Here is a 25,297-nt window from a genome sequence, read left to right as displayed (position 1 = left end):
AGGAAAGCAAACCGGCAGCACATAAGCGTGGCCACTGCGCCCGCTTTTCTTCGCTAAGGCGAAAGCAAACCATGAGCACGCGATGGCTCATCCGAGCCCGGGCTCTCCCGGCGAGGCGCTGGCGGGCGTCACCTCCGACATGCCGCCGAGCGACTGCATGACTGCCAGCAACTGCTCGCGCAGCCAGCGGTTCGCGCCATCGTTCTCGCCGCCGCCGTGCCAGTACAAATGCAGCTCGAGTGCGGGCACTGCGAACGGTAGCGCGAGGATGTGGTTCGCGTACGGCTCGTTGGCGATGCGTGCATAGCGCAGCGGCAGCGTCGCCAGCAAGTCGGTGCAACTGACCACGCGGCACGCGCCCGCGTAGTGTTGGCAACGCAGTCGCACGCGGCGCGTCAAACCCATGCGGTGCAAAGCCTGGTCCTCGAGCCCCGCGCCGCGCCGGCGCGACGATACGTGCAGGTGCTCGGCCGCGAGATAGCGCTCCAGCGTCAGTTCTTTCTTCACCAGTGGATGATCACGCCGCGCCAGCACCACCATCGGGTCCGACATAAACGCCGAGTGATGCACGGCCGGCGATACCGGCAGCAGGATATCGATCGCGGCATCGAGTGTGCCCGCCAGCAATTCCGACTCCATCTCGCGCCGATCGAAGCGGATCGCGGCGATCTCCACCTGCGGTGCCAGTTCGGTGACGCGCGCCATCAGCGGTGGCAACAGCGTCGACTCCAGCGCATCGCGCATGCCAATCGTAAAGCGCCGCACCGTCGCAGTGGGATCGAAGTGCGGCGTGTCCTGCAGCGTGCGCGCAAACGACTGCAGCGCGCCCCGCACCTCGGCCGAGAGCGAGCGCGCGAGCGGGGTCGGTGCCATGCCCTGCCCGCGCCGCTCGAACAACGGATCGTCGAACACCGCGCGCAACCGCCCCAGCGCATGACTCACCGCCGGCTGCGTCAGGTTCAGCTGACGCGCGGCCGCCGTAATGCTGCCCTCGCTGTAGATGGCGTCGAACACCACAAAGAGGTTGAGGTCGATCCGGGATAGCTGCATGCCGGCCATTCTGTCACGGAATGCAGGCCATTGATACTGGCAAATCCAGTAAATTCATTTCTCTAATTACTGGGCATCGGGTAGAGTGGCCAGCATCGCTGAGCGCAGACCAGGAGACACCATGGATTTCGACTATTCCCCGAAAGTCAGGCAGATGCAGGAGCGCCTGCTGGCGTTCTTCGACGCGCATATCTACCCGAACGAAAAGAAGTTCTACGCCGAGATCCAGGCCAACCGCGAAGCCGGCAACGCCTGGGTACCGACGCGTGTGGTCGAGGACCTGAAACCGCTCGCGCGCGAAGCCGGCCTGTGGAACCTGTTCCTGCCGCGCTCGCCGCGCGCGCCGCAGGGACTGTCGAATCTCGAATACGCGCCGATGTGCGAAATCATGGGCCGCGCGCCATGGTCGGCCGAAGTGTTCAACTGCTCCGCGCCGGACACCGGCAACATGGAGACGTTCGAGCGCTACGCCTCGGAGGAACTCAAGGACCAGTGGCTCGAGCCGCTGCTGCGCGGCGAGATTCGCTCCGCGTTCCTGATGACCGAGCCCGACGTTGCCTCCTCCGACGCTACCAACATCCGCTGCAGCATCGAGCGCGATGGCGACCATTACGTGATCAACGGCACCAAGTGGTGGTCGTCGGGCGCGGGCGATCCGCGCTGCAAGGTCTACATCGTGATGGGCAAGACCAATCCCGACGCGGGCCGCCATGAACAGCAGTCGATGATCGTGGTGCCGGCCGACACGGCGGGTATCACCATCAAGCGCTTCCTGCCCGTGTTCGGCTACGACGACGCGCCGCACGGCCATATGGAAATCGAGCTCAAGGACGTGCGCGTGCCGGCCGGCAATCTGCTGCTCGGCGAGGGTCGCGGATTCGAGATCGCGCAGGGTCGCCTGGGCCCGGGCCGCATCCACCACTGCATGCGCAGCATCGGCGTGGCCGAGCGCGCGCTCGAACTGCTGTGCAAGCGCGCGCTGTCGCGTGTGGCGTTCGGTAAGGAGATCGCGCGCCAGGGCGTGACGCAGGAGCGCATCGCCGAGGCCCGCTGCGATATCGAGATGGCCCGTCTGCTGACGCTCAAGGCGGCTTTCATGATGGACACCGTGGGCAACAAGGTGGCCAAGGCCGAAATCGCGATGATCAAGGTGGTGGCGCCGAACACCGCGCTGCGCGTGATCGACTGGGCGATGCAGGTCCACGGCGCGGCAGGCGTGTCGAACGATTTCCCGCTCGCGAGCTGGTGGGCGCATCAACGCACGCTGCGCTTTGCCGACGGTCCGGACGAAGTCCACCGCAACGCGATTGCCAAGCTTGAGCTGGCCAAGCACATGGACGTCAGCGCCGACAGTATCCGCATGCCCGTGACGCGCGGCAGCTGAAGACCCCGCCCGCCACAGGCTTATTCCTTCCGTGCTCTAATCGGCGATCCATTTCAGTCCAGCACTGAGCTAGCGAGGAGAGCACGGAATGATCGATGTTTATACGTGGGCGACGCCCAACGGCCACAAGATCCACATCATGCTCGAGGAATGCGGCCTCGAGTACAAGGTGCACCCCATCAATATCGGCGCCGGCGACCAGTTCGGCGACGACTTCCTCAAGATCAGCCCCAACAACAAGATTCCCGCGATCGTCGACCCGGATGGTCCGGACGGCAAACCGATCTCGCTGTTCGAGTCGGGCGCCATCCTGCTGTACCTCGCCAGCAAGACCGGCAAGTTCCTGCCCGAGGACGTGCGCGGCAAGTATGATGCGCTGCAATGGCTGATGTTCCAGATGGGCGGCGTGGGACCGATGCTCGGTCAGGCGCACCACTTCCGCATCTACGCACCCGAGAAGATCGAATACGCGGTCAATCGCTACACCAATGAAGCCAAGCGGCTGTACGGCGTGATCGACAAGCAGTTGTCGCAGCATCCGTGGCTCGCAGGCAACAGTTACTCGATCGCCGATATCGCGACGTTCCCGTGGCTGCGCAGCTGGAAAAACCAGGGGGTGGAAATCGATGCCTATCCGCACCTGAAGCGCTGGTTCGACACCATCGCCGCCCGGCCCGCCGTGCAGCGTGGTGTGGAGGTATTGGCTGGCGAGCGCCGCGCGCTGCAGGACGACAAGGCGCGCGAGATGCTATTTGGTGCCACGCAATATCAGCGCCGCCGAAGTGCGACGCGGATCGCGAGAGCGGGTAGCGAAAAAGGGTAGCGAAAATGCCAGATTTGACAAGACGCGCGGGCGACTTGTATGTGACAATCGGCGGCGATCGCCGGCCTGATCGCCCAAATTAGCGGCAGAAAGCGGCCTGACACCGATAGAACGGAGACCTATAGTTTGTCGGCATAGTCCGGCGAAAGCCCTTAGTCTCTGAGCGACTTAAAATCCACAACGGCTCATGACTGGCGACCCTCTCAAGCTATTCGGCCGACATTTGACGTGGTTGCGCAAGCAACGCGGCTGGTCGCAGGAAGCACTCTCGCTCGAAAGCGGCCTCGCTCGATCCTACCTCAGCGGCATCGAGCGCGGTACGCGAAATGTCGCGCTCTACAACATCTGCACGCTCGCCGATACGCTCGGCGTGCCGCCGCCGGAGATGCTCGACTTCTCGAAGCACACCGACGAATCCGACGTCGACGAACCGCGTTCGCCGTTCGACCCGGAGTCGTCCCCGGCCGTGCAGGCCACGCTGCGCTATATGGCCGCGCTCGACAACACCGAGCAGGACGTGGTGGCGGCGGTGGCGCGTGCCTTGGCCAAGAAGCACGCGCGGCGTCTGGCGGACGATAACTGACGCGCAGACGACCACCGACGGGCGGACGATAACCGAAAACGGCGCCACAACGTACGATTCAAACGCCCAGCATGCCCTGGCGTTCGATGAAGGCGATCACTTCGTCCAGTCCCTGCCCCGACTTCACGCTGCCCATCACGAACGGACGCTCGCCGCGCATCTTGCGAGTGTCGCTCTCCATGACCTCCAGCGACGCGCCCACGTAGGGCGCGAGATCGGTCTTGTTGACCACGAGCAGGTCGCTCTTGGTAATACCCGGGCCACCCTTGCGCGGAATCTTCTCGCCGCCGGCCACGTCGATCACGTAGATCGTCAGGTCGGACAGCTCCGGGCTGAACGTGGCCGCCAGATTGTCTCCGCCCGACTCGATGAAGACGACGTCGGCATCGGGAAACTTCGCCAGCATGCGATCGACGGCCTCCAGATTGATCGAGGCGTCCTCGCGAATCGCCGTATGCGGGCACCCGCCCGTCTCCACGCCCATGATGCGCTCGGCCGGCAAGGCGCCCGAGATCGTCAGCAGGCGCTGGTCTTCCTTGGTGTAGATATCGTTGGTGATGGCGACCAGGTCATAGCGATCGCGCATCGCCTTGCACAGCATTTCGAGCAGCGTGGTCTTGCCGGAGCCTACCGGGCCGCCGACGCCGACGCGCAGCGGAGGATTCTTCTTGGTACGGGTCATGAGTACGGTTTGAATCAGATTCGGTTCAGGAACGGAATAGCCGGGAGTATTGCGTCTCGTGTCGCGCGGACAGCAGCCCCAGCATCGGAGAAAACGTGGAAAGCCGCGGCGGATTGGCGTCGGCGCGTTGCTGCGCGGCGTCGACCATCTCGCCGACCGGGCCATGCAGCGAGCGCAGGATATGTTGCCCGGCCACCTGCCCCAGCGGCACCGCCTTGAGGGCGGCGGCCACCTGATTCTCGGCCCACGTGAACGCATACGCGGCCAGGCCATCGCGCGCATCGATCTGCAGCGCCACGCAGGCGGCCGTGAATGCAGTGGGCAGGCACACCGGGGCCAGCGACGTCAGCCCGGTGCGCATGGCCTCGTCACCCCATGACATTTGCGCGATCAGCTTTGCAAGCGACCAGCCCATCTGTTCGGTTTCCAGACGCAACTCGGCGGTCTCGCGCGTCGCGTGGAACCAGTCGTTCCATTCGCGCACGGCGGCCAGATCACCAGCCTGCCAGGCGCGATGCAGGAGCAGCCAGACCGGCGCCTCGCACGTGGCCTGCACGTGCGTGAGGTTGTCATGGATCCAGCGGCTGGCCGTCGCCGCATCGCGCACGATGCCGCAATCGATCGCGGCCTCGAGCCCCTGCGAATAGCTGAAGCCGCCAATCGGCAGCGCGGGCGATGCCAGATGCAGCAGCGAGATGAGCTGAGGTAATGAGGTCATGCCGCGGCGGTCACTCAGTGGCGATGAGCGTGACCATGGCCGTGCGCATGATCGTGGTCGTGATCATGATCGTGATCGTGATCGCAGTCGGGACCGTGCTTGTGGCCATGATCATGACTGTGACTGTGCCCGCGATCATGGTCATGATCATGGTCATGACCGTGGTCGTGTCCATGATGCTCATGGAACACCGCCTGCGCGGCCGCATAGTCTTCCGCGAACGTCGCGTCGTGCCCATGCTTGTGGCCGCCGCCATACGCCCCAGCCTCGGGCTCGAACGGCAGCTCCGCGCGCGCGATGGTCACGCCCAGACGCACGAGCATGTCCGCGAGCACCGGGTCGTATTCAAGCCGCAGATAGTCGCGCCCTACTTCCACCGGCGTGTGGCGATTGCCGAGGTGGTAAGCCGCGCGCATCAGGCTCAACGCGTCGGCAGCAGTCACCTGCAGCACCGACTCGGCGGCCGCCTGGACCTCGACGAAGGCGCCGTCTTCGGCCACCAGCAGGTCGCCACCGCGCAGCACGGTACCGCGCGGCAGGAACAGCGCCACCTCGTTGCCATTGTCGAGCGTCGCGCGCAGGCGGCTCTTGCTGCGATCACCAAACGGCAGCACGAGTTTGACCGCGCGCTTGACCAGCACCGGAGCAATCCCATGCGGGGACGGCAAATGTTTATCGATCTTGATCACAATACAACCGCTCAGAACAGAAAATACCGCTGCGCCATCGGCAGCACGGTCGCGGGCTCGCACGTCAGCAACTGACCGTCGGCGACGACCTGATAAGTCTCCGGATCGACGGTCACCTGTGGCTGCCAGTCGTTGAGCACCATGTCGCGCTTGGACACCGTGCGCGTGCCGCGCACTGCGGACAGCGTCTTGGCCAGACCATAACGCTCGCCGACGTTGGCCGCAAGCGCCGCCTGCGAGACAAAGGTCAGCGACGAGCGCGGCAACGCACCGCCCGCCGACGCAAACATCGGTCGATAGTGCACGGGCTGCGGCGTCGGGATCGATGCATTGGGATCGCCCATCGCGGCCGCGGCGATCATGCCGCCCTTGAGGATCAGACTCGGCTTGACGCCGAAGAACGCGGGCTTCCACAGCACGAGGTCCGCCCACTTGCCGACCTCGATCGAGCCGACCTCGTGGGCGATGCCGTGCGTCAGCGCCGGGTTGATCGTGTACTTGGCGATATAGCGGCGCACCCGGAAATTGTCGTGACCACCGCGCGCATCGTGCGGATCGCCGGGCAGCTTGCCGCGCTGCGCCGCCATCTTGTGCGCGGTCTGCCAGGTGCGGATGATCACCTCGCCCACGCGGCCCATTGCCTGCGAGTCGCTCGAGATCATCGAGAACGCGCCGAGGTCGTGCAGGATGTCCTCCGCCGCGATGGTTTCGCGGCGAATGCGCGATTCCGCGAACGCGATGTCCTCGGCAATCGACGGATCCAGGTGGTGGCACACCATCAGCATGTCGAGGTGCTCGTCGAGCGTATTCACGGTGTACGGCCGCGTCGGATTGGTCGACGACGGCAGCACATTGGCCTCGCCGCACACCTTGATGATGTCCGGCGCATGGCCACCGCCCGCGCCTTCGGTGTGATACGTATGAATCGTGCGGCCCTTGAACGCGGCGATGGTGGCCTCGACGAACCCACCCTCGTTGAGCGTGTCGGTATGGATCGCCACCTGCGTGTCGGTGGCATCGGCCACGCTCAGGCAGGTATCGATCGCCTGCGGCGTGGTGCCCCAGTCCTCATGGAGCTTGAGGCCAATGGCGCCGGCCTCCACCTGCTCGGTCAGCGGCGCGGCCAGGCTGGCATTGCCCTTGCCGAGAAAGCCGATATTCATCGGGTATGCGTCGGCTGCCTGCAGCATGCGCTCCATGTACCACGGCCCCGGCGTGACCGTGGTCGCGAACGTGCCCGTGGCCGGGCCGGTGCCGCCGCCGATCATCGTGGTCACGCCGCTCATCAGCGCTTCCTCGATCTGCTGCGGGCAGATGAAGTGGATATGCGAATCGATGCCACCGGCCGTGACGATCATGCCCTCGCCCGCGATCACCTCGGTACCGGGACCGACCACGATCGTCACGCCGGGCTGGATATCAGGGTTGCCGGCCTTGCCGATCGCGGCGATACGCCCACCCTTGAGGCCGATATCGGCCTTGACGATGCCCCAGTGATCGACGATCAGCGCATTGGTGATGACGGTATCGACGCAGTCCTTCGCCATGCGCTGGCTCTGCCCCATGCCATCGCGAATCACCTTGCCGCCGCCGAACTTCACTTCCTCGCCATAGATCGTGTAGTCACGCTCGACCTCGATCACGAGGCCGGTATCGGCCAGCCGCACGCGATCGCCCGTGGTCGGGCCGAACATCTCGGCATAGGCCTGCCTGGAGATCTTCACCATTACAGCGCTCCCATGATCTTGCCGTTGAAACCGTAGACGATGCGGTCGCCATCGAGCGCGACGAGCTCGACCGTGCGGCTCTGTCCCGGCTCGAAGCGCACCGCGGTGCCCGCGGCGATATTGAGCCGGAAGCCGCGCGCGGCCTCGCGGTCGAACGCGAGCGCGGGGTTGGTCTCGTAGAAATGGAAATGCGAGCCGACCTGAATCGGACGATCGCCCGTATTGGCCACCGACACACTCACGGTCGCGCGGCCCACATTGAGTTCGATCTCGCCGTCGAGCGGCATCAGTTCACCGGGAATCATCGCGATGCTCCTTGTATGTGGGCGTCATGCCACCAGCAGGCCCACGCCGTACAGCGCCACGCCAGCCCCCGCGATACGCGCGAGCCAACCCGCATAACGACGCAGCACGGCGCCAATGCCGATGCCCGCGCAGTGCAGGCCCATCGTTGCCAGCGCAAAACCGCCCACGTAGGCCAGCACCGTCGGCAAGGCCGCGGCCGTGGCCGGCAGTTCGGCGCCATGTGCATAGCCGTGAAACAGCGCGAAGCCGCCGACGATCGCCATGCCGGCGACCGCAGGCAGTTGCGCGCGCAGTGCGACCAGCAGACCGATCACGAGCAGCGAGGCCGCGATCATCGGTTCGACGGCGGGCAGCGCAAAGCCGGTCAGGCCGAGCACCGCGCCCACCAGCATCAGCACCACGAACGCGAGCGGCAGGCGCAGCAGTTGCGCGGCGGTCGGCTGTTGCCCATGGCTGCCGCGCGTGGCAAGCGCGCTCCACACGCCGACCGATGCCATCGCCAGCAGGTGGTCGGCACCGGTCAACGGGTGCAGCAGGCCGGCGAAGAAACTACCGGGCACGGTGGTGGCCTCATGCCCCGGATGGGCAAAGGCGGCGACGGCCGTGAGCGAGAGAGCGGCGCCGAGCGCCAGCGTGCGAGCGGTTTTCTTCATTCTGCGTTCTCGTGTAGGGTGCGTGGAGCGTGCGTAGGGGTGCGTGGAGGGGTGTTCAGACAATCGGGTGATGAACGGTGACGAGCTTGGTGCCGTCCGGGAACGTCGCTTCAACCTGGATTTCGGGAATGAGCTCGGCCACGCCGTCCATCACGTCCTCGCGCGACAGCACGGTGGTGCCCTCGTGCATAAGCTCGGCCACCGTGCGGCCGTCGCGCGCGCCTTCCATGATCGCGGCGGTGATCAGCGCCACCGATTCCGGATAGTTGAGCTTGAGGCCACGCGCGCGGCGGCGTTCGGCCAGCAGCGCGGCGGTGAAGATCAGCAGCTTGTCTTTCTCTCGCGGCGTGAGTTCCATCGTCGGAGTTCCTTGTCGTGTGTCTCGTTGGATTGAGGTGTCAGGTGGCCCACAGCCGCAGCGGCCGCGCGGGCACACCGTGGATCGGCGCGCGCAACTGGGTCCAGCAATCGATCAGCAAATGGCGTACGGGTTCGATATGTTGGCCGAGCACGCGCAGCAGCAGCATGCGTTGGTCGGCCGAGGTCATGCAGGTGACGCCCGCGCGCAGGTCTTCGCGATAGGGCAATCGTTCCGCGAGCGCTTCGGCGAGTTCAGCCGTGGCGCCCTCGCCGATCGCCCACAACGTGCCGAGCACCGGCAGACCGTCCATGCCCGGCAATGCGGTACGCAGCGCGCAATCGGCATCGACGTACGATTGTTCGATCCACAGCGGCTTGCTGGCGCCATCGAGCTCGCCCACACGCGTGTCGAGCCACAGCGCGCCCTGCGACCACCGTTCGCCGGAGGCCTGCCGGCCCAGCACCACGGCATCCCAGCCGATCGCGCTGCCACCGCGCGCCACGCGTACATCGGTGGCGATACGCGCGCGCGCGTCGTCGAACACGATGTTCTCCTGCGGCAGCCAATCGACGTGCGCGCCATCGGCGACGGTGATGCGCACCTGCTGGCTGGCCTCGCGGCCCAGCGACTTGTACCACTTGGTCGCGCCCGGCGTGGTGAGCACGGCGTGCGCGCCGGCCTCGACTGCAATATCGATCTCGAGCTGATCGCCGCCCGCGATGCCGGCAGGCGGATGCAGTACCACCGCGTGGCAGATCGCATCGCCTTCGGGGTAGAGCGGCTTCTGCACCAGCAGCGGGCCCTTGTGGCGACGCTCGACCAATGCTGTGCGCGCGCCCTCTCCATGCGCACGTGCGGAAAATCGCAGGCGCAGGTTTGCCTGCCACGTGGCAGGCACCGATGAGGACGTCACTGCGGACGTCACAGTGGACGTCACGGCGGAAGAAGGAAAATCGGGATGACGCATGAAGAAGGACAGTGCAGGCAAGCGCTATGACGACCGTCGTTGCCGGCCATCATAGCGCGCAGTCGTCGCAACCGATAGTGGACACCGATAGTGCCGATCAGACCGCAATCAGCTCGCGCACGCCATCCTGTTCCATGTTCGCGCCGGCACCTTTCGCCACCACCTCGCCGCGGCTCATCACCACGTAGTGATCGGACAGATGACGCGCGAACTCGTAGTACTGCTCCACCAGCAGCACGGTCATGCCGTATTCATCCACCAGCAGCCGCAGCGCGCGGCCGATGTCCTGGATGATCGACGGCTGGATGCCTTCGGTCGGCTCGTCGAGAATCAGCAGCTTGGGTTCGCTCATCAGCGCGCGGCCGATCGCGAGCTGTTGCTGCTGCCCGCCCGACAGATCGCCGCCGCGACGCTGACGCATGGTGCGCAACACCGGAAACAACTGGTAGATGCGATCGGGCACGCCCGACGGCGCCTTGCGGCTGGCGGCACCGATCAGCAGATTCTCCTCGACCGTCAGACGCGGAAAAATCTCGCGCCCCTGCGGCACATAGGCCATGCCCGCGGCCACGCGTTCGTACGGCGCTTTCTTCTCGAGCGCGTTGCCGCTCCAGCTGATGCTGCCGCTGCGCGTGGGCACCACGCCCATCAGGCATTTGAGCAGCGTGCTCTTGCCCACGCCATTGCGGCCGAGCAACGTGGTCAGCTTGCCTTCGGGCACGTCGAAACTCACGTTGCGCAGGATATGGCTGCCGCCATAGAACTGATTCAGTGCATTGACCTGCAGCATCGTTATCTTCCCAGGTAGGATTCGATCACGCGTTCGTCGCGCTTGACGGCGTCGAGCGTGCCCTCGGCCAGCAGGCTGCCTTCGGCCAGCACGGTCACGCGGCCGGTGTCGCCCGCGAGCGCGGCCACGAACTCCATATCGTGCTCCACCACCATCATCGAGCAGCTGCCGCGCAGACTGTTGAGCAAACCCGCGAGCTGCATGGTTTCCTCGTCGGTCATGCCGGCCACCGGTTCGTCGAGCAACAGCAGTTGCGGCTGCTGCATCAACAGCATGCCAATCTCGAGTCGCTGTTTCTGGCCGTGCGACAGCAACCCGGCCGGACGGTAGGCTTCATCTTCGAGGCCCGTCAGTGCCAGCGTCTCCTCGATGCGGCGATGCCCCTCGCCGGTCAGCCGCGCGCGCAGCGACGACCACCAGCGCTTGTCGGCCTTCATCGCCAGTTCGAGGTTCTCCCACACCTGATGCTGCTCGAACACCGTCGGCTTCTGGAACTTGCGGCCGATACCGACCTGCGCGATGCGCGGCTCCGTCATGCGCATCAGGTCAATGGTCTGGCCCAGGAACACGCGCCCGCTTACGTTCGCGTTGCGCGGACCGGTCTTGCCGGTGATCACGTCCATCATGGTGGTCTTGCCGGCGCCGTTGGGGCCAATCACGCAGCGCAGCTCGCCATGGTCGATCGAGATCGACAGCTTGTTCAGCGCGCGGAAGCCGTCGAACTGCACGGTGAGGTCCTCCACGTAGAGGATAGGACCGTGGGTGACATCGATGACGCCGGGCTCGACGATGCGCCCGAGCCCCGTGGTCTCGCCGCTCTCGGCTTGTTGGAGATCCAGTGCGGCGTTCATGCTTCCCTCCCGACCGGTGCGCTCGCGTTCTCGATCTTTCCCTTCGCCGTGCGGCGCGCGGACAACCGGCGCCACAGGCCCACCACGCCATCCGGCAGGTACAGCGTCACCAGCACGAACATCGCGCCGAGCAGGAACAGCCAGTACTCGGCGAAGTACGCCGTGAACATGGTCTTGGCGCCATTCACGAGGAACGCGCCGACGATCGGGCCGATCAGCGTGCCGCGGCCGCCCACGGCCACCCACACCGCCATCTCGATCGAATTGGCCGGCGACATCTCGCCCGGGTTGATGATGCCGACCTGCGGCACATACAGCGCGCCCGCGATGCCGCATAGCACCGCCGAGAACGTCCACACGAACAGCTTGTAGCCGAGCGGGTTGTAGCCAGAGAACATCACGCGCATTTCCGCGTCGCGCACCGCCGTGACCACCCGGCCGAGCTTCGACGTCACGATGTATCGGCACGCGATAAAACCGCCGATCAGCGCGAAGAACGTCAGCACGAACAGCGCCGTGCGCGTCTGCGGCGCGGCGATCGCGAAGTCCGCGATGCGCTTGAAGTCAGTAAAGCCGTTGTTGCCGCCGAAGCCAGTCTCATTGCGGAAGAACAGCAGCATGGCCGCGTACGTCATGGCCTGCGTGATGATCGACAGGTACACGCCCTTGATGCGCGAGCGGAACGCGAAGAACCCGAACAGCCAGGCCAGCACGCCCGGCACCAGGATCACCAGCAGCAACGCGTACGGCAGATGCTCGGTGCCATGCCAGAACCACGGCAGCTCTTTCCAGTCCAGGAACACCATGAAGTCGGGCAGATCGCTCTTGTACACGCCCTCGCGGCCGATCGAACGCATCAGGTACATGCCCATCGCATAACCGCCCAGCGCGAAGAACAGACCGTGGCCGAGGCTCAGGATGCCGCAGTAACCCCACACGAGGTCGAGCGCGATGGCCGCCAGCGCGAAGCACATGATCTTGCCAACCAGTGTCAGGCCATAAGCCGACAGATGGAGCGGGTGGCCTTCCGGCACCAGCAACGCGCAGATCGGCACGCCGATCGCCACCACCAGCGTCAGCAGGACCATGCCGACCCATACGCGGCGCGAGAACAGCGGCTGGCGCTCGGGTACTGACAAGCGGAACGGCGCGCCACCCGTCGCGGATTTGGATTGAAAGCTCGTCATCATGCCTCCGCGCTGCGCCCTTTGAGCGCGAAAAGTCCCTGCGGCCGCTTCTGGATAAAGAGGACGATCAGCACCAGGACGAAGATCTTGGCCAGCACCGCGCCATAGAACGGCTCGATGAATTTGTTGATGATGCCCAGGCCAAACGCGCCGACGATGGTGCCGGCCAGCTGGCCCACGCCGCCGAGCACGACCACCATGAACGAGTCGATGATGTACGCCTGCCCGAGATCCGGACCGACGTTGCCGATCTGGGACAGCGCGCAGCCGCCCAGACCCGCGATGCCCGCGCCGAACGCGAACGCGTAGCTGTCGACCTTCCACGTACGCACGCCGACGCAGGCCGCCATCGTGCGGTTCTGCGTGGTGGCGCGCACGAACAGACCGAGACGCGTGCGATTGAGCACGCCCCAGGCAATGGCCACCACGGCCAGCGCGAACAGGATGATGATCACGCGGTTGTACGGAATGACGAGGCCAGGCAGCCATTCCATGCCGCCGCTCATCCATACCGGGTTGGCTACCTCGACGTTCTGCGCGCCGAAGATCGTGCGCACGGCCTGCTGGAACAGCAGGCTCACGCCGAACGTGGCCAGCAGCGTTTCCAGCGGACGGCCGTACAGGTGACGCAGCACGATACGTTCGAGCGCGAAGCCCACCACGGCCGCCGCGAGGAACGAGGCCGGCAAGGCCGCCACCAGATACCAGTCAAATGCATTCGGCGCATAGGCGCGGAACAGCGTCTGCACCACGTATGTGGCATACGCGCCGATCATGAGGAATTCGCCGTGCGCCATATTGATGACGCCGATCAGGCCATAGGTGATGGCCAGGCCCAGCGCGGCCAGCAGCAGCACGCTGCCGAGGCTCAGGCCCGCAAACAGATTGCCCACGAGGTCGGCACGGCGCTGGTCGCTGCGTAGCGTGTCGAGCGCCTGTTGCGCGGCCAGGCGCACGTCGGCATCGGGCTCGCGATACTTGCCGGTCTCGTCCTTCTCCATCAGCGGCGCCAGCTTCTGGCGGCTCTGCGGATTGCTGTCGTGGCCAAGGATGCGGATGGCCTCGAGTCGTGCGTCGCGCGCGGCATCGGCCCCATCGGCGAGCACCGTATTGGCCCAGATCACGTCGAGGCGCGCGCGCAGCCCGGCATCGGCCTCGGCTTTGCGCGCGGCCGCCACGACCTCGCGCGAGGCATTCTCGGGCGCATCGAACAGCGTGTTGATGGCCTGCGTGCGCACCGTGATATCGGGCGACTGCAGTTGCAGGCTGCTGGCGGCGCTATCGACGAGCGCGCGCAGGCTATTGTTGAGCGTCAGTGATTCCAGCTCGTCCGGCTTCACGGTCACGGCCTGGCCGCTGATCGCATCGACGAGCTTGTCGCCATCCTGGCGCACCATGCCGACCGAGGGCGCGTATTGCAGCGTATCGTCCTGCAGGGCCTTGAGGATCGGCGCGGCCTGCTCGGGCGAGGCCTTGGTCAGCGCCGTCACGGCGGCGGTCTTTGCGTCGAAGTCGTCTGCGGCCAGCGGCTTGAGATCGGCTTGCGTCAGTGGCGCGGCCCAGAGCGGCGCGGCGGCCAGCAGCAGCGCTGCCAGCATGGCGCGGAGCCATGATCGGAATAAGGGTCGAGGCATAGAGCTAACTGAGGGGCTGGCGGAGTGAATAGGTAGCGCGTTTTTTACGTCAACGACGTCGCGTCTAGGCTTTGGTGGCCGCGGGAGGAGGCTCCCCTCTCCCGCAGGAGAGGGGTCACAACAGGGTTAAGCCGGTGGCTTAGTTCACCTTGTCCGGCTTGCCTTCGTTACCCGCGATAAACGGGCTCCACGGCTGCGCGCGGATCGGCTTCGCCGTCTTCCACACCACGTTGAACTGACCGTCGCCCTTCACTTCGCCGATCATCACGGGCTTGTACAGGTGATGGTTGTCGCCCATCGTCAGCGTGAAGCCATCCGGTGCCTTGAAGGTCTGGCCGTACATCGCGGCGCGCACCTTGTCCGGATCGGTCGAGCCGGCCTTCTTCACTGCCTGCGCCCACATATGGATGCCCACGTAGGTGGCTTCCATCGGATCGTTGGTCACGCGCTTGTCGCCGCCCGGCAGGTTGTTGGCCTTGACCCATGCCGCCCATTGCTTCTTGAACGCCTCGTTCTCCGGGTTCTTGATCGACATGAAGTAGTTCCATGCGGCCAGGTGGCCGACCAGCGGCTTGGTGTCGATGCCGCGCAGCTCTTCTTCACCCACGGAGAATGCCACCACCGGCACGTCCTTGGCCTTCAGGCCGGCGTTGCCGAGTTCCTTGTAGAACGGCACGTTGGAGTCGCCGTTGATCGTCGAGATCACCGCCGTCTTGCCGCCCTGCGAGAATTTCTTGATGTTCGCGACGATGGTCTGGTAGTCGCTATGACCGAACGGCGTGTAGACCTCCTCGATGTCCTTGTCGGCCACGCCCTTGCTCTTCAGGAACGCGCGCAGGATCTTGTTGGTCGTGCGCGGATATACGTAGTCCGTGCCCAGCAGGAAGTAGCGCTTGGCACCGCCGCCTTCCTTGCTCATCAGGTATTCCACGGCCGGGATCGCCTGCTGATTCGGCGCGGCGCCCGTGTAGAACACGTTCTTCGACATTTCCTCGCCCTCGTACTGCACCGGGTAGAACAGCAGCGAGTTCAGTTCCTCATAGACCGGCAGCACCGACTTGCGCGACACCGACGTCCAGCAGCCGAACGTCACGGCAACCTTGTCGTTGGTAATCAGCTGACGTGCCTTCTCGGCGAACAGCGGCCAGTTCGATGCCGGATCCACCACCACGGGCTCGAGCTTGCGGCCCAGCACGCCACCACTCTTGTTGATCTCGTCGATCGTCATCAGGGCCACATCCTTGAGCGACGTCTCGGAAATGGCCATCGTGCCCGACAGCGAATGCAGGATGCCGACCTTGATCGGATCTTTCGACTGCGCCATCAGCGGGCTGGTACCGATCATCGCCGCGGCGGCTACCGCCGACAGCTTCAGCATGTCACGTCGTTTCATTGCAGCTCCCAGTTTTATGTGTGGTTAGGGACTACGCACCCCGGGTGATGCTTCTGCAACTAGCGTGCCACCATGAAAACGCGATGCCAACGTGACAAATGCCCATATTCGCACCAGCGTGGTGCCGCCCACCATCACGGCACCACGCACTCTTTTCGTGCGTTCGGACCCCTTAGTCTCCGTATTGGGGCGGATCGATGCGCTCACCGGTGTGCATGTTCTTGATCGGCTGGGACGATGCACCGAAATATGGCCGCGCCCAGACGAGCGTCCGGGCGGGCGTGTCGCGAATCGCCACGATCGAAAACTCGCTGCGCGCCGGGAACACGATCTCGGCGCCGAAGCGGTTACCGTCGGCGCGCGGCACCTCGAACTGGCGTCCGCCGGGCCCTTCCACGGCGAACACGTAGGGGCGCACATAGGTGGGATTGAAAAGGCGCGAAGCGCGATCGGCATCGGACAGCAATGCGGATTGCATCAGCGGCACCGACGAACGCACGATATCGCCCTCGACGATGCGGCCGCCGTACACCCCCGGCGCGGTGGCACCGCCACGATACGAGTTGCCCGGGAAATCGCGCAATGCCCGCACATGCTCCTCCGGTGGCCGTCGCCCACCGGCCAGCAGCATGCCAGTCACCGGCGCGGTGGCACGCTGTAACGATGGCAGCATCATCGCGCGCTCGTAGCTCGCCTCTGCCGCCGAAAAACTCCGGTTGAGCGGCGCGAAAAACGCGGCACGGCGTTCCGCCTCCGCATCTGGTAACGGCGGGGGCGGATCGAGGTGCAATGCCGGCGCGATGGACGCCACTTGGTCCGCCATGCCGGCTCCGCGCCGGGGCTCGCCCGTCAGCAGGTCCCGCGCGATGCGTGGCCTGCCGTGACGCGTCTCCGGCGCGGCCCCGGCCGCGGACGACTCCTTTAGCCGCACGTACTGCGCATGCCCATCGTTCGCGAACGCCGTGACTTCGAAACGCGTGCCGGGCAGATAGACCATCGAGGCGTTGGGCTCCGCGTGGAACGGCGTCGTGTTGCGGCCGGTACGGCCTTCGATCCGGAACAGCGTCGGCATGCCGAAGGGCGCGGCAGCACGCAACGACTCGCGCGCATCGGGCAGCGCCATGTCGGTATGCAGGAACTGCCCCGATGTCACAAGGCGGCCCGGCACAATCGACTTGCCATAAGCGCCGGGCCGCGCGGCCGCGCCGAGATACGACACCCCTGGCGTCGGCGGCAACGCGTGCAGCGCCGCAGCCAGTGCGTGCACATCGCGTGTCACCGCCCCCTCGGCCGTGGACGGACCGTCGAGGCCGACGTTGTACGCCTGCGGCAGCTTCGCGAAGATTGCGACGGGATCATAGACATCGCGATTGGCGAATACACGCTGTTCCACACGCATCCGGGCATCGTCGACCGCGCTCTGCCTGACCACCGCACGTTCGTTTTGCGCGGCTTGCGCTGTCATCGGCTGCCGCATCGCATCGAACAGCCACCGCGAGGGGTCGGCACTGGCAGCTGCGCCACTGGTCGACGCACCAGCGTTCGTGCTCGTGCCCTGCCGGTCTGCGCGATGCTCACGCCCTGCCGGATCATGCGACACCGCGCGGCGCCTTCCAAGCGCGTCGGGATCGGCCGCGTCGGTTGGCCTGACCTTATGTCCGCTAGCCAGAACCTTGACGGGCCCCGTCTCGCCCGTCAGGCGCGGATGCAAGCGCCGGCGTGCGAGTGCGGTACCCATGTCCATCTGCAGGCAAGCGCTATCGCACCCGAGCAGATTCACCTTGTCGAGCGTCGCGCCGGTGGCGCCGCGCATGCCGTTGCGCGCCAGTATCGCCATTTGCTTCGGTGACAGGCCACCCAACGTCCCGTTGCGCGGATCGCCATGACCAATCATCGTGAACTTGGTGCGTCCGTGCAGCGCATCCCGCGGCAGCGGATCCTCCATCAGGCCGTCCGCCGTCACGCGCACCGCGAGCGTGCCGGGATGCTTGCTCACGAGATGCTGCGTGGCCCGCTGCGCGGCGGGTTCGTTGCCCAGGGTGAATACGACACGATTGTCGTAACGGTTCCGCTGTACGCGCAGATCCAGCGGCTCGGTCTGCTCCGCAGGCTGCAGGCGCGCCGTGGATGAACCACGCGCGAGCACCAGACCACCGGCCATGCCCTGACGGTCGATGACGCGCACCACGCGGTCAAACGCCCCCGCCGGCGCTGCGGCAGCGTCGGCGCGCATCTGGCCGAGCGGCGGCCCCTGCTCCGCTGACGACGACGCGGCGACGTGCACGGACCGCGCGCGGTCTTCGGTTTCCGCCCCCTGCGCCTTGCTGCCGATATCCTTGCCGGACATCGGCTTGTCCGGTGACAGCAGATATCCCACGCGGCCATCGGCAAGCGCGGTCGGTGGCCGGAAGCGCGCGGGGGCACGTTTCGCCTCGGCGGATAGCAAGTCCCCTGCCTCGCCGTGGCGCGCCGTCAGTCGGCTGCCCGGACGTGCCACGCGCGCGGGTTGAATGACCGGCGGCAAGCCGATGTTGACGGTGGACTCGCGCACCTCCACCGGGCGCGCATGGGTGACCACGCGCGTGCCACCGGTCTGATAATCGACCGTGTCGGCCGCGACGGAAACATCGGCCAGGTGGGTATCCCCCGCCGACGCCAGACGCACACGTGTCGCGGCGATATGGGACCCTTTTTCCTCGGTGCGTGCGTAGTCGCGGCGCCCCACGAAGGCCCCCGGCGAGCCGACGCCCGTTGTGCCATTCGCGCGACCGACATCGAGGCTCGCGTTGATCTGGCTGCCGTCGCGGCGCGTATGTTCGCGCGTCACATCGAACGTGAGCGCGCCCCCGGCCGCGACCTCCACCGCAGTCGTCGCGGCCAGCGATGTGCCGACGAAGCGCGCATCGCCGCCGCTTGCGATCGCGACCGCGCCGTCCCGTGCCCGCACGCTGCCCGCGGTGGCGATGTCATGTCGCTCGGAACGGTTCGACACGTTGACTCCCGCACTGATGCCGAAGTACGCGGCGCCGGCCGAGAGGCCACCATTGCCGGCCACCGTTGCGCCACTGGCGACCGTCGAGGTCTCGGCTGCGCGGAATGCGAGATTTCCGCCTGCCGCCAGATCCGCCTCGGCGCCTTCGATGTGGGTTCCCTCGAAGGTCAGGTCGTCAGCCGAATGCACCGTGACTTTGCCGCGCGCATTCAGGGTCCCTGCTACCGCCGTACGATCGCGCTTCCGATCGCTGGCCGTCGCGTGATCGGCCGACACGCCGACACCCGACGCAACCAGATCGAGCTGGATGGCACCGCCGGAGTTGGTGGAGTGCCGAGCACCGGCGCGGGTGTCATGCGCGGCCAGATGGCTGACCGCTGCGCCACGGATATCGATCGCACCCTGCGCGTCGATCGCGGTGCCTTCCATTCGGGTCTGCCCTGTCGAGTGGCTCGACACGTCTCCTTGCGCGCGCATCGACGACACGACCGCAGTCCCTGTCGTGTCGCGCTCGCTGCCATCGGCCTGACGATAGTCGATCTTGAATCCCGCGCCCGCGCCGGCGCCCGTGCCCATCGTTTGCGCGGCCGACTGTCCGGCGACCACCGCCGCAGGCACGCCCACCGATGCGGAACCATAACCGCCAAGCCGCACGTTATGGTCGCTGTCATCGCGGCGTTGGTACGTGGTATCGCGCGCTGCCTCGCTGACAATCCCACCCGCCGATTGCGAGATGTTCCCGCCCGATGTCAACGCCGTGCCGATATCGCGCAGCCCCTCGTCCGCGTGGCGGACCAGATTGCCACCTGCCGTGATGTCCGTGATCACGGCCGTCGTGCTGCCCGTCGCGCTTTTCGCCTGCGCGTCGCGCCACTGCACGCCGCCTTCCACATTGATGTGCGCGGCGGGCAGCCCACTCGGTTGTTCTCCCGCTGACGCCGCGCCGATACCGGCCTGCGCACCAGCGCTCGTCGATGCGTAATAGCCGAAACCTCTTTCGCGCGAGCTCCAGCTGGTCTCGGACCGGTCCTGCGCCGGCACCATCGCAATCTGACGCGCGCGCACATGGACGTCGCCGCCCGCACCGATCCGCGCGCCCTCGACATGCAGGCGTTTGTCGCTCCGCATATGCAGCGCCCCGCCGGCATCGACTACCGATCGTTGATGCGACACGTCCAGCGTGCTCGTGCTGTGCGTGCTATCGCGAAACAGTTCGATCGTGCCATCGGCGCCCGCACTGGCGTTCGCATTAGCACCCGGCCACTCGTCCTTGCCCTCGCCCTTGCCCTTGCCCTCGGCGAACTTTCCGGTGCCCGCACCGGCGCGCGCCTGGGCATGCGTCGCGCCGCCGAGGCGAAGCGTGCTCTGACTTTCTGTGGTCGTGGCCGACGCGGCAACGATGGGCGCCGCCCGTACGTCAAGGTTGTCGGCCGCCAGCCCGAGCTCGCCAGTCGTCTTCACCTGCGCGCCTGACAGCGTGAGCGCGCCGCCCGCATGCACGGTGCCGTGACCTCCGATTTCGATCGCACTCGGCACATGCGTGCTGGCGACACGCTCCGTCACCGTGCGCGTCGTGTCATAGAGCGCGTTGTTGATGAAGTAGCCAGTCTCATGCTGCGTCGTCTGCTCGGCGATGGTGTCTGTGCGGCCGATGATCCGGACATCGCCCTCGCTGTGGAGATCGGCATTGCCGCCCACTGTCAGCTGCGCACCCGCGAATTGGGTGGCGCTTCCGCTCGATGCCCGGAGATTGCCCCCAACCTTCAGCGACGGCCGCGCGTGCCGCGTTTCACTCACGGTGCTCGTTCGCGCGGACGACCACAGCGTCCCGCTCGAGCCCGTCGCGCGCGACGTCGTACGCTTACGCGCCATCGTGTCGAACAGGAGGCGCCGGCCGGCCGTCAATATCGCGTTACCACCCGCCGTGACGTTCGCGCCCGCCACGCTGATGTCGACGGCTGCCGTCAGCGACAGGTCGCCCGTGGCAACGATCGTACCCACCACGGACGACGATTCGCCACGGTTTTCCGCGCCATCGCGCGCGTCGAACGCGTTGTTTTCAATGCTGCCATGGATCGCTTTCAGCGCTACCGTATCGCCCTCGATCTTGCCGGTATTGACGATGCGCCCCCGCGTCGTCAGTTTGACCGACGCCCCGACGATGAGACCACCGTCGTTGTGTACCGCATCGGCGGCCAGCGCAACCTCGCCCGCCTGGATGCGCGCTGTCCTCGGATTGATCGCGCGCATGCGCGGCGACAGATAGACCACGGGCATCAGCGCGGACTGACCATCAATGCGGGTCCTGACCATCCACACGATGTTTCCGTCGAGCGCGGCTTCCTGCTGCGCGGTCAGCGCTTTGCCGTACACCAGTTCCAGCCTGCTGGCGACCCGGGCGGCGTTATCCATCAAGCCGCGCATCTGATCATTGTCGTTCCGATACTGTGCCAGCACCGCCTGGCCAGTCAGCTCCGCCATCTGCCGGCGCACCTGATACTGCTCGTATCCCGCGTTGCCGACCCGCAGTTCGCGGGGGTTCGCCGCGTCACCGAGACGCGTCGCAAGATAAGTGCTGTCGACCAGCGCGTTGTCGCGCTCGGCGCGCTCTGGCAATCCTCCGCTTGCCTCGGGTCCGGACACGCGCGTCGGCTTGGGTTCGATGCTGTTCTGCGGTCCGGTCCGGGGCCTGACCTCGTTGCCGAGCTCGGGCTGGGTGCCCGGCTGAGTGTCCGGCTGAGTGTCCGGCTGAGTGTCCGGCACGGTGTCGGGCTGGGCGTCGAGTGAGTTGCCGGATGGGCTGTCGTGCTGGCTATCGCTAGCGTGCTGATCTTCGTGCTGGGTGTCCACCCAGGTGCTGGCCAAGGTGTTGGCCAAGGTGTTGGCCAAGGTATCGACCCGGGTATCGGACGAAATAGCGGGCGAGATGGCGGGCGAGATGGCGGTAGGGATGTCGGGTGGAATGTCGGGTGGAATGTCGACCCGAGTGTCGGGCTGGCTGTCAGGCTGGCTGTCAGGCTGGCTGTCGGCCCGGATGTCAGGTCCCGCCCCCATCTTCGTCTCTGGCCGAAGCAGATACAGCGGATTCTCCTCGACGATGTATCCGGCGTCGGGACGGGTGGTCTTCACGAATATCGCATGCGGTCCGCGTGCTTGCTCCAGATGCAGGCGTTCCTGCAATTCCAGCGTGCGCTCTTCGTGCCCCCCCGGATGCTTCGCCATCGCGGGATCGATGAGATCGGTCAGGGTCAGAGTCAGCTTGCCGCGGTTCATCATCGAGAAGCCGCTCCCCTCGATCTTCCGCGCGAATAAACCGGAGTGGTACACGTTCTCGAACCGCGAACTCTGAATGCTTATCCGCTCGCCCCGATACGTGCAGTTCGCGTCAGGCGGACCATCCTTGCCGCCACACGTTGTCCAGCCGAAATCGACCCGGCTGCGACCGGGCGAAAGCCAGAAATCGCGCCGCGTCTCGGTGTAGTGCCGCGTAGCATCCCGCGACTCCAGCGCAAGGTTGTCGTTGACGAGTTGAGCATCCTTGAGCAGGAACCGATTGCCGACGTCATCGTAGAGACCGAGTTGGGGATACTCCCGGCCGCTCTGATCGCCCGACACGGTGAAGCCATGCATGTCGATCGTACCGCCGCTCCACACCGTCCCCGCAAGATTCTTGAAATCGGTGAATGCCAGCGCGAGCCGCTTGCCGGCCAATATCTTCGGCGTCGTGGGGCTCACCCCCGCTGCATGCTCCTGCCACTGGAACATCGGGTGCTTGTAGTTCTGATAGTAGCGGTAGGTGCGGGTCCTGCCGTGCCAGATGTACCATTCCTTGCCATCCTTGGCCAGCTCGTAGAGCGTGGTGGTCCACCTGCGCGTATCGCCGCCAGGCACTTCGTTCCGAATCGTCGCGGCCGTCATGTCGAGCGTTCCGCCCTCGATCACACCGTGATTGGTCAGTGTGTTCGCGCGCAGCACCATCTTGCCGTCATCGCCGACGCGCATGTATCGCGCGTTATGCAGCCGTCCGCTCGCCGTGCCGCGTAGCTCCTCGTGGCCAACCAGCATGCCCTCATTCGTCAGCTCGCCAGCGCCAGCGACGTTCCCGGCCGCACTGAGATCGAATGCGCCAGCCTCCGCGCGCAGAACCAGCTTCCGCGCCACCATGACACCCTTCACCGTGTTCTCGATATGCGGTGCGATGACCGTGAGGTTCTGGCCCGACTTCACGATGCCCCAGTTCTCGAAACGCTCGCGGAGCTTGAACAGGCCGTTGCCCTTGCCGCTCTCGGCAATATGCACGCGGGCGGCCTTGGTCGCGGTCATCCCCGGCTCGAACTCGAGTTTCAGCGTGTTGGCGTAGAGGGCCATATCGCCCAGCGATACCAGCTCCGCTTCGCGTTCCACCGCGATGTTCGATGCGGCAATGCCAACCTTGCCGCCCGCCACCACGGCTTGGTCGGCCACGGCGAACGTGGAGTGTGGCACCGTGGCCGAGAGCACCTCCCTCGCCCGCACCGGCCCCCGCAGTAGGACGCCCTGATTGTCATCGTACGTAATCAGACGAATGCGGTCGGCGTACATGCCTCCAAGCTCCGAACTGTCGATGGCGGGGCCGTCATGCATCCAGCCGCCCGACGCGCGGAATGGCGTGGCGGTAGCATGCACGAACCTCGTGGCACCCGCGATCAGGTTCAGTGCCTGCGCCTGGACTTCACCGTGAACCCGGACTTTCCGCGCGACGAGGTTCGTCACGGCCTGACGCGACCCGTCGAGCCCCGCGCCGGTCACCAGGATGGTGCCCTGCCTCACATCGAGGCCACCGAACTCACCGCCGGGACGCCAATGCGGCGTCCCGGTGCCAAGCGTCACGCGATCGGTATTGAGGAAACCACAGCCCGAACATGTAATGCCGTTGGGGTTGGCCAGCACGACATCAGCCTTGCGGCCCAGCACCTCGGTAAAGCCCGCGAGCTCGCTGCGCCGGGCCGATACCACCTCGTTGACGATCACGCTCGCATCGTGCGTCATGCCGGCATTGGGCGCGACATATCCGGCCAGTTCAGAGAGCGGCGTCTCCGAATTCGCCACGGTATTGTTGAGCACTAGTCCGCGTGGGCCGACGTTGAACTGAGAATAGCGATTGTGCGAGACACCCGCCGCGTTGGCGGAAGCGATATCCGCGACGGGCACGCCGTTAGGCGCGGTATGGATCCGTACGTCATCCAGGCCGACCAGCGGCGCCGCATGCGCCGAGACGATCGGCGTTGCAATCATCGAAACGACACGATAAACAGGTTTCAAGCCACACTCCCATGTCAACTTCACACATGCGTGAAATGTCGTGGAAAGCAGTGCCGCTGGCTTTAGGCGTTCTCCGAATTTGTGACGAAGTAAGACAGTTTCAGCAATCGGCCAGATCGGACCGATGCGCGCACCAAAGAAAAAAGCCGTTCGGCTTGCACCGAACGGCTTTTTTTCCGATTGCCCGCTAACGCGTCAATGCGCCATCGGCATCATGTTGGCGTTCATGTTGTGCATGATCCAGAGCGAGCCGGCCAGCACGATGAACAGGATCAGCACGGTGAACAGGAACGCGATCACGTTGCCGCGCTGTTCGTTCGAGCTGTCCAGATGCAGGAAGAACTTCAGATGGACGACGATCTGCACCACGCCCATGCCGAGGATGACCCACAGCATCGTGGCACGGTCCATCGAACCGTCCATCACGAGCTTGAACGGAATCACCGTCAGGATCACCGCCAGCACGAAGCCGATCACATACGACTTGACCGAAGCGTGGCCGTGGGCGGCACCGTGAGAATCGCCATGCGCGGCATGGCTGGATTGATGCTGGGCCATTTACATTGCTCCCATCAGGTAGACCACGGTGAAGACGCCGATCCACACGACGTCCAGGAAGTGCCAGAACAGGCTCAGGCACATCAGGCGCTTGGTGGTGGCCGGGGTAATGCCCTTGGTCGTCAGCTGATACATCAGCACGAGCATCCACAGCATGCCGCTGGCCACGTGCAGGCCGTGCGTGCCCACCAGCGTGAAGAACGACGACAGGAACGCGCTACGATTCGGACCCGCGCCTTCGTGAATCAGATGCGCGAATTCGTTGATTTCCATCACCATGAACGCCGCGCCCAGCAGGAACGTCACGGCGAGCCAGCCCATCACGCGGCTCTTCTGCTTGTTCTGCAGCGACACCATGGCCATGCCGTAGGTGATCGACGAGAACAGCAGGATGAAGGTTTCCACGAGCACGTAGTTGAGCTCGAACAGCTCCTTGCCCGACGGGCCACCCGCCACTTCGCCGCGCAACACGGCGAATGCGGCGAACAGGCACGCGAACAAGATGCAGTCGCTCATCAGGTACAGCCAGAACCCGAAGATCGTGTTCTCGCCGGTGTCGTGATGCGCATGGTCGTGCGCGTCGTCATGCGCATGGTCATGCGCGGGGGCTTGCGCCCCAAAACGGTCCAGGACTTCAGTCGTCATGGT

Annotated in this window: 20 protein-coding genes; 3 read left to right on the top strand and 17 right to left on the bottom strand. The window is 65.4% G+C overall.

The window, feature by feature from the left end; translation table 11 throughout:
- Positions 1-87: 87 nt before the first annotated feature.
- Positions 88-1,050: a LysR family transcriptional regulator gene (locus LDO41_RS18190; protein WP_223990727.1), complete on the bottom strand. Its 963-nt coding sequence runs from the start codon at positions 1,048-1,050 to the stop codon at positions 88-90.
- Between the two features lie 121 nt (positions 1,051-1,171).
- Between LDO41_RS18190 and LDO41_RS18185 the strand changes: the two genes are divergently transcribed.
- The 3 genes from LDO41_RS18185 (at position 1,172) to LDO41_RS18175 (ending at position 3,840) form a co-directional block, all read left to right on the top strand.
- Positions 1,172-2,434 carry an acyl-CoA dehydrogenase family protein gene (locus LDO41_RS18185; RefSeq protein WP_223990725.1) on the top strand — a complete coding sequence of 421 codons (1,263 nt, stop codon included), beginning with the start codon at positions 1,172-1,174 and terminating at the stop codon, positions 2,432-2,434.
- A gap of 88 nt (positions 2,435-2,522) precedes the next feature.
- Positions 2,523-3,257, top strand: a complete 735-nt coding sequence (locus LDO41_RS18180; protein WP_223990724.1) for a glutathione binding-like protein — start codon at positions 2,523-2,525, stop codon at positions 3,255-3,257.
- A gap of 187 nt (positions 3,258-3,444) precedes the next feature.
- Positions 3,445-3,840, top strand: a complete 396-nt coding sequence (locus LDO41_RS18175; RefSeq protein ID WP_223990723.1) for a helix-turn-helix domain-containing protein — start codon at positions 3,445-3,447, stop codon at positions 3,838-3,840.
- Between the two features lie 58 nt (positions 3,841-3,898).
- Here LDO41_RS18175 and ureG read toward each other — a convergent pair whose 3' ends face one another.
- The 16 genes from ureG to cyoC form a co-directional block, all read right to left on the bottom strand.
- Positions 3,899-4,522 (bottom strand): urease accessory protein UreG, encoded by a 624-nt coding sequence (ureG, locus tag LDO41_RS18170; protein WP_223990722.1) that lies wholly within the window; start codon positions 4,520-4,522, stop codon positions 3,899-3,901.
- A gap of 25 nt (positions 4,523-4,547) precedes the next feature.
- Positions 4,548-5,240: an urease accessory protein UreF gene (locus LDO41_RS18165; RefSeq protein WP_223990721.1), complete on the bottom strand. Its 693-nt coding sequence runs from the start codon at positions 5,238-5,240 to the stop codon at positions 4,548-4,550.
- Between the two features lie 14 nt (positions 5,241-5,254).
- Positions 5,255-5,929 carry an urease accessory protein UreE gene (ureE, locus tag LDO41_RS18160; RefSeq protein ID WP_223990720.1) on the bottom strand — a complete coding sequence of 225 codons (675 nt, stop codon included), beginning with the start codon at positions 5,927-5,929 and terminating at the stop codon, positions 5,255-5,257.
- 11 nt (positions 5,930-5,940) lie between these two features.
- Positions 5,941-7,656: an urease subunit alpha gene (gene ureC, locus LDO41_RS18155; protein WP_223990719.1), complete on the bottom strand. Its 1,716-nt coding sequence runs from the start codon at positions 7,654-7,656 to the stop codon at positions 5,941-5,943.
- Complete coding sequence (locus tag LDO41_RS18150) at positions 7,656-7,961, bottom strand: urease subunit beta (protein WP_223990718.1); 306 nt, start codon at positions 7,959-7,961, stop codon at positions 7,656-7,658. The genes ureC and LDO41_RS18150 overlap by 1 nt, the downstream gene beginning before the upstream one ends.
- A 24-nt stretch (positions 7,962-7,985) precedes the next feature.
- Entirely contained in the window at positions 7,986-8,615 is a 630-nt protein-coding gene (locus LDO41_RS18145; protein ID WP_223990717.1) for a HupE/UreJ family protein, read from the bottom strand.
- A gap of 55 nt (positions 8,616-8,670) precedes the next feature.
- The gene (locus LDO41_RS18140; RefSeq protein ID WP_223990716.1) at positions 8,671-8,973 is read right to left on the bottom strand and encodes an urease subunit gamma; all 303 of its coding nucleotides are present in this window, start codon (positions 8,971-8,973) and stop codon (positions 8,671-8,673) included.
- 40 nt (positions 8,974-9,013) lie between these two features.
- Complete coding sequence (locus LDO41_RS18135) at positions 9,014-9,943, bottom strand: urease accessory protein UreD (protein ID WP_377741725.1); 930 nt, start codon at positions 9,941-9,943, stop codon at positions 9,014-9,016.
- A 97-nt stretch (positions 9,944-10,040) separates the two neighbouring features.
- Positions 10,041-10,733, bottom strand: coding sequence for an urea ABC transporter ATP-binding subunit UrtE (gene urtE / locus LDO41_RS18130; protein WP_223990714.1), 693 nt, complete (start codon positions 10,731-10,733; stop codon positions 10,041-10,043).
- A gap of 2 nt (positions 10,734-10,735) precedes the next feature.
- Positions 10,736-11,584: an urea ABC transporter ATP-binding protein UrtD gene (urtD, locus tag LDO41_RS18125; protein ID WP_223990712.1), complete on the bottom strand. Its 849-nt coding sequence runs from the start codon at positions 11,582-11,584 to the stop codon at positions 10,736-10,738.
- Positions 11,581-12,771, bottom strand: coding sequence for an urea ABC transporter permease subunit UrtC (gene urtC / locus LDO41_RS18120; RefSeq protein ID WP_223991387.1), 1,191 nt, complete (start codon positions 12,769-12,771; stop codon positions 11,581-11,583). The genes urtD and urtC overlap by 4 nt, the downstream gene beginning before the upstream one ends.
- Complete coding sequence (gene urtB, locus LDO41_RS18115; protein WP_223990710.1) at positions 12,771-14,405, bottom strand: urea ABC transporter permease subunit UrtB; 1,635 nt, start codon at positions 14,403-14,405, stop codon at positions 12,771-12,773. The genes urtC and urtB overlap by 1 nt, the downstream gene beginning before the upstream one ends.
- Before the next feature lie 139 nt (positions 14,406-14,544).
- On the bottom strand, positions 14,545-15,798 hold the full coding sequence (gene urtA / locus LDO41_RS18110; RefSeq protein ID WP_223990708.1) for an urea ABC transporter substrate-binding protein: 1,254 nt from the start codon (positions 15,796-15,798) through the stop codon (positions 14,545-14,547).
- A gap of 172 nt (positions 15,799-15,970) precedes the next feature.
- Positions 15,971-24,064 (bottom strand): two-partner secretion domain-containing protein, encoded by an 8,094-nt coding sequence (locus LDO41_RS18105; RefSeq protein WP_223990706.1) that lies wholly within the window; start codon positions 24,062-24,064, stop codon positions 15,971-15,973.
- A gap of 222 nt (positions 24,065-24,286) precedes the next feature.
- On the bottom strand, positions 24,287-24,649 hold the full coding sequence (gene cyoD, locus LDO41_RS18100; protein WP_223990704.1) for a cytochrome o ubiquinol oxidase subunit IV: 363 nt from the start codon (positions 24,647-24,649) through the stop codon (positions 24,287-24,289).
- Positions 24,650-25,294, bottom strand: coding sequence for a cytochrome o ubiquinol oxidase subunit III (gene cyoC, locus LDO41_RS18095; protein WP_223990702.1), 645 nt, complete (start codon positions 25,292-25,294; stop codon positions 24,650-24,652). It lies immediately after the preceding gene.
- Positions 25,295-25,297 lie beyond the last annotated feature (3 nt).

Origin of the sequence: Cupriavidus pampae (assembly GCF_914271485.1) — a bacterium.
GTDB classification, from domain to species: Bacteria; Pseudomonadota; Gammaproteobacteria; order Burkholderiales; family Burkholderiaceae; genus Cupriavidus; species Cupriavidus pampae.
This window is presented reverse-complemented; position numbering and strand designations above follow the sequence as displayed.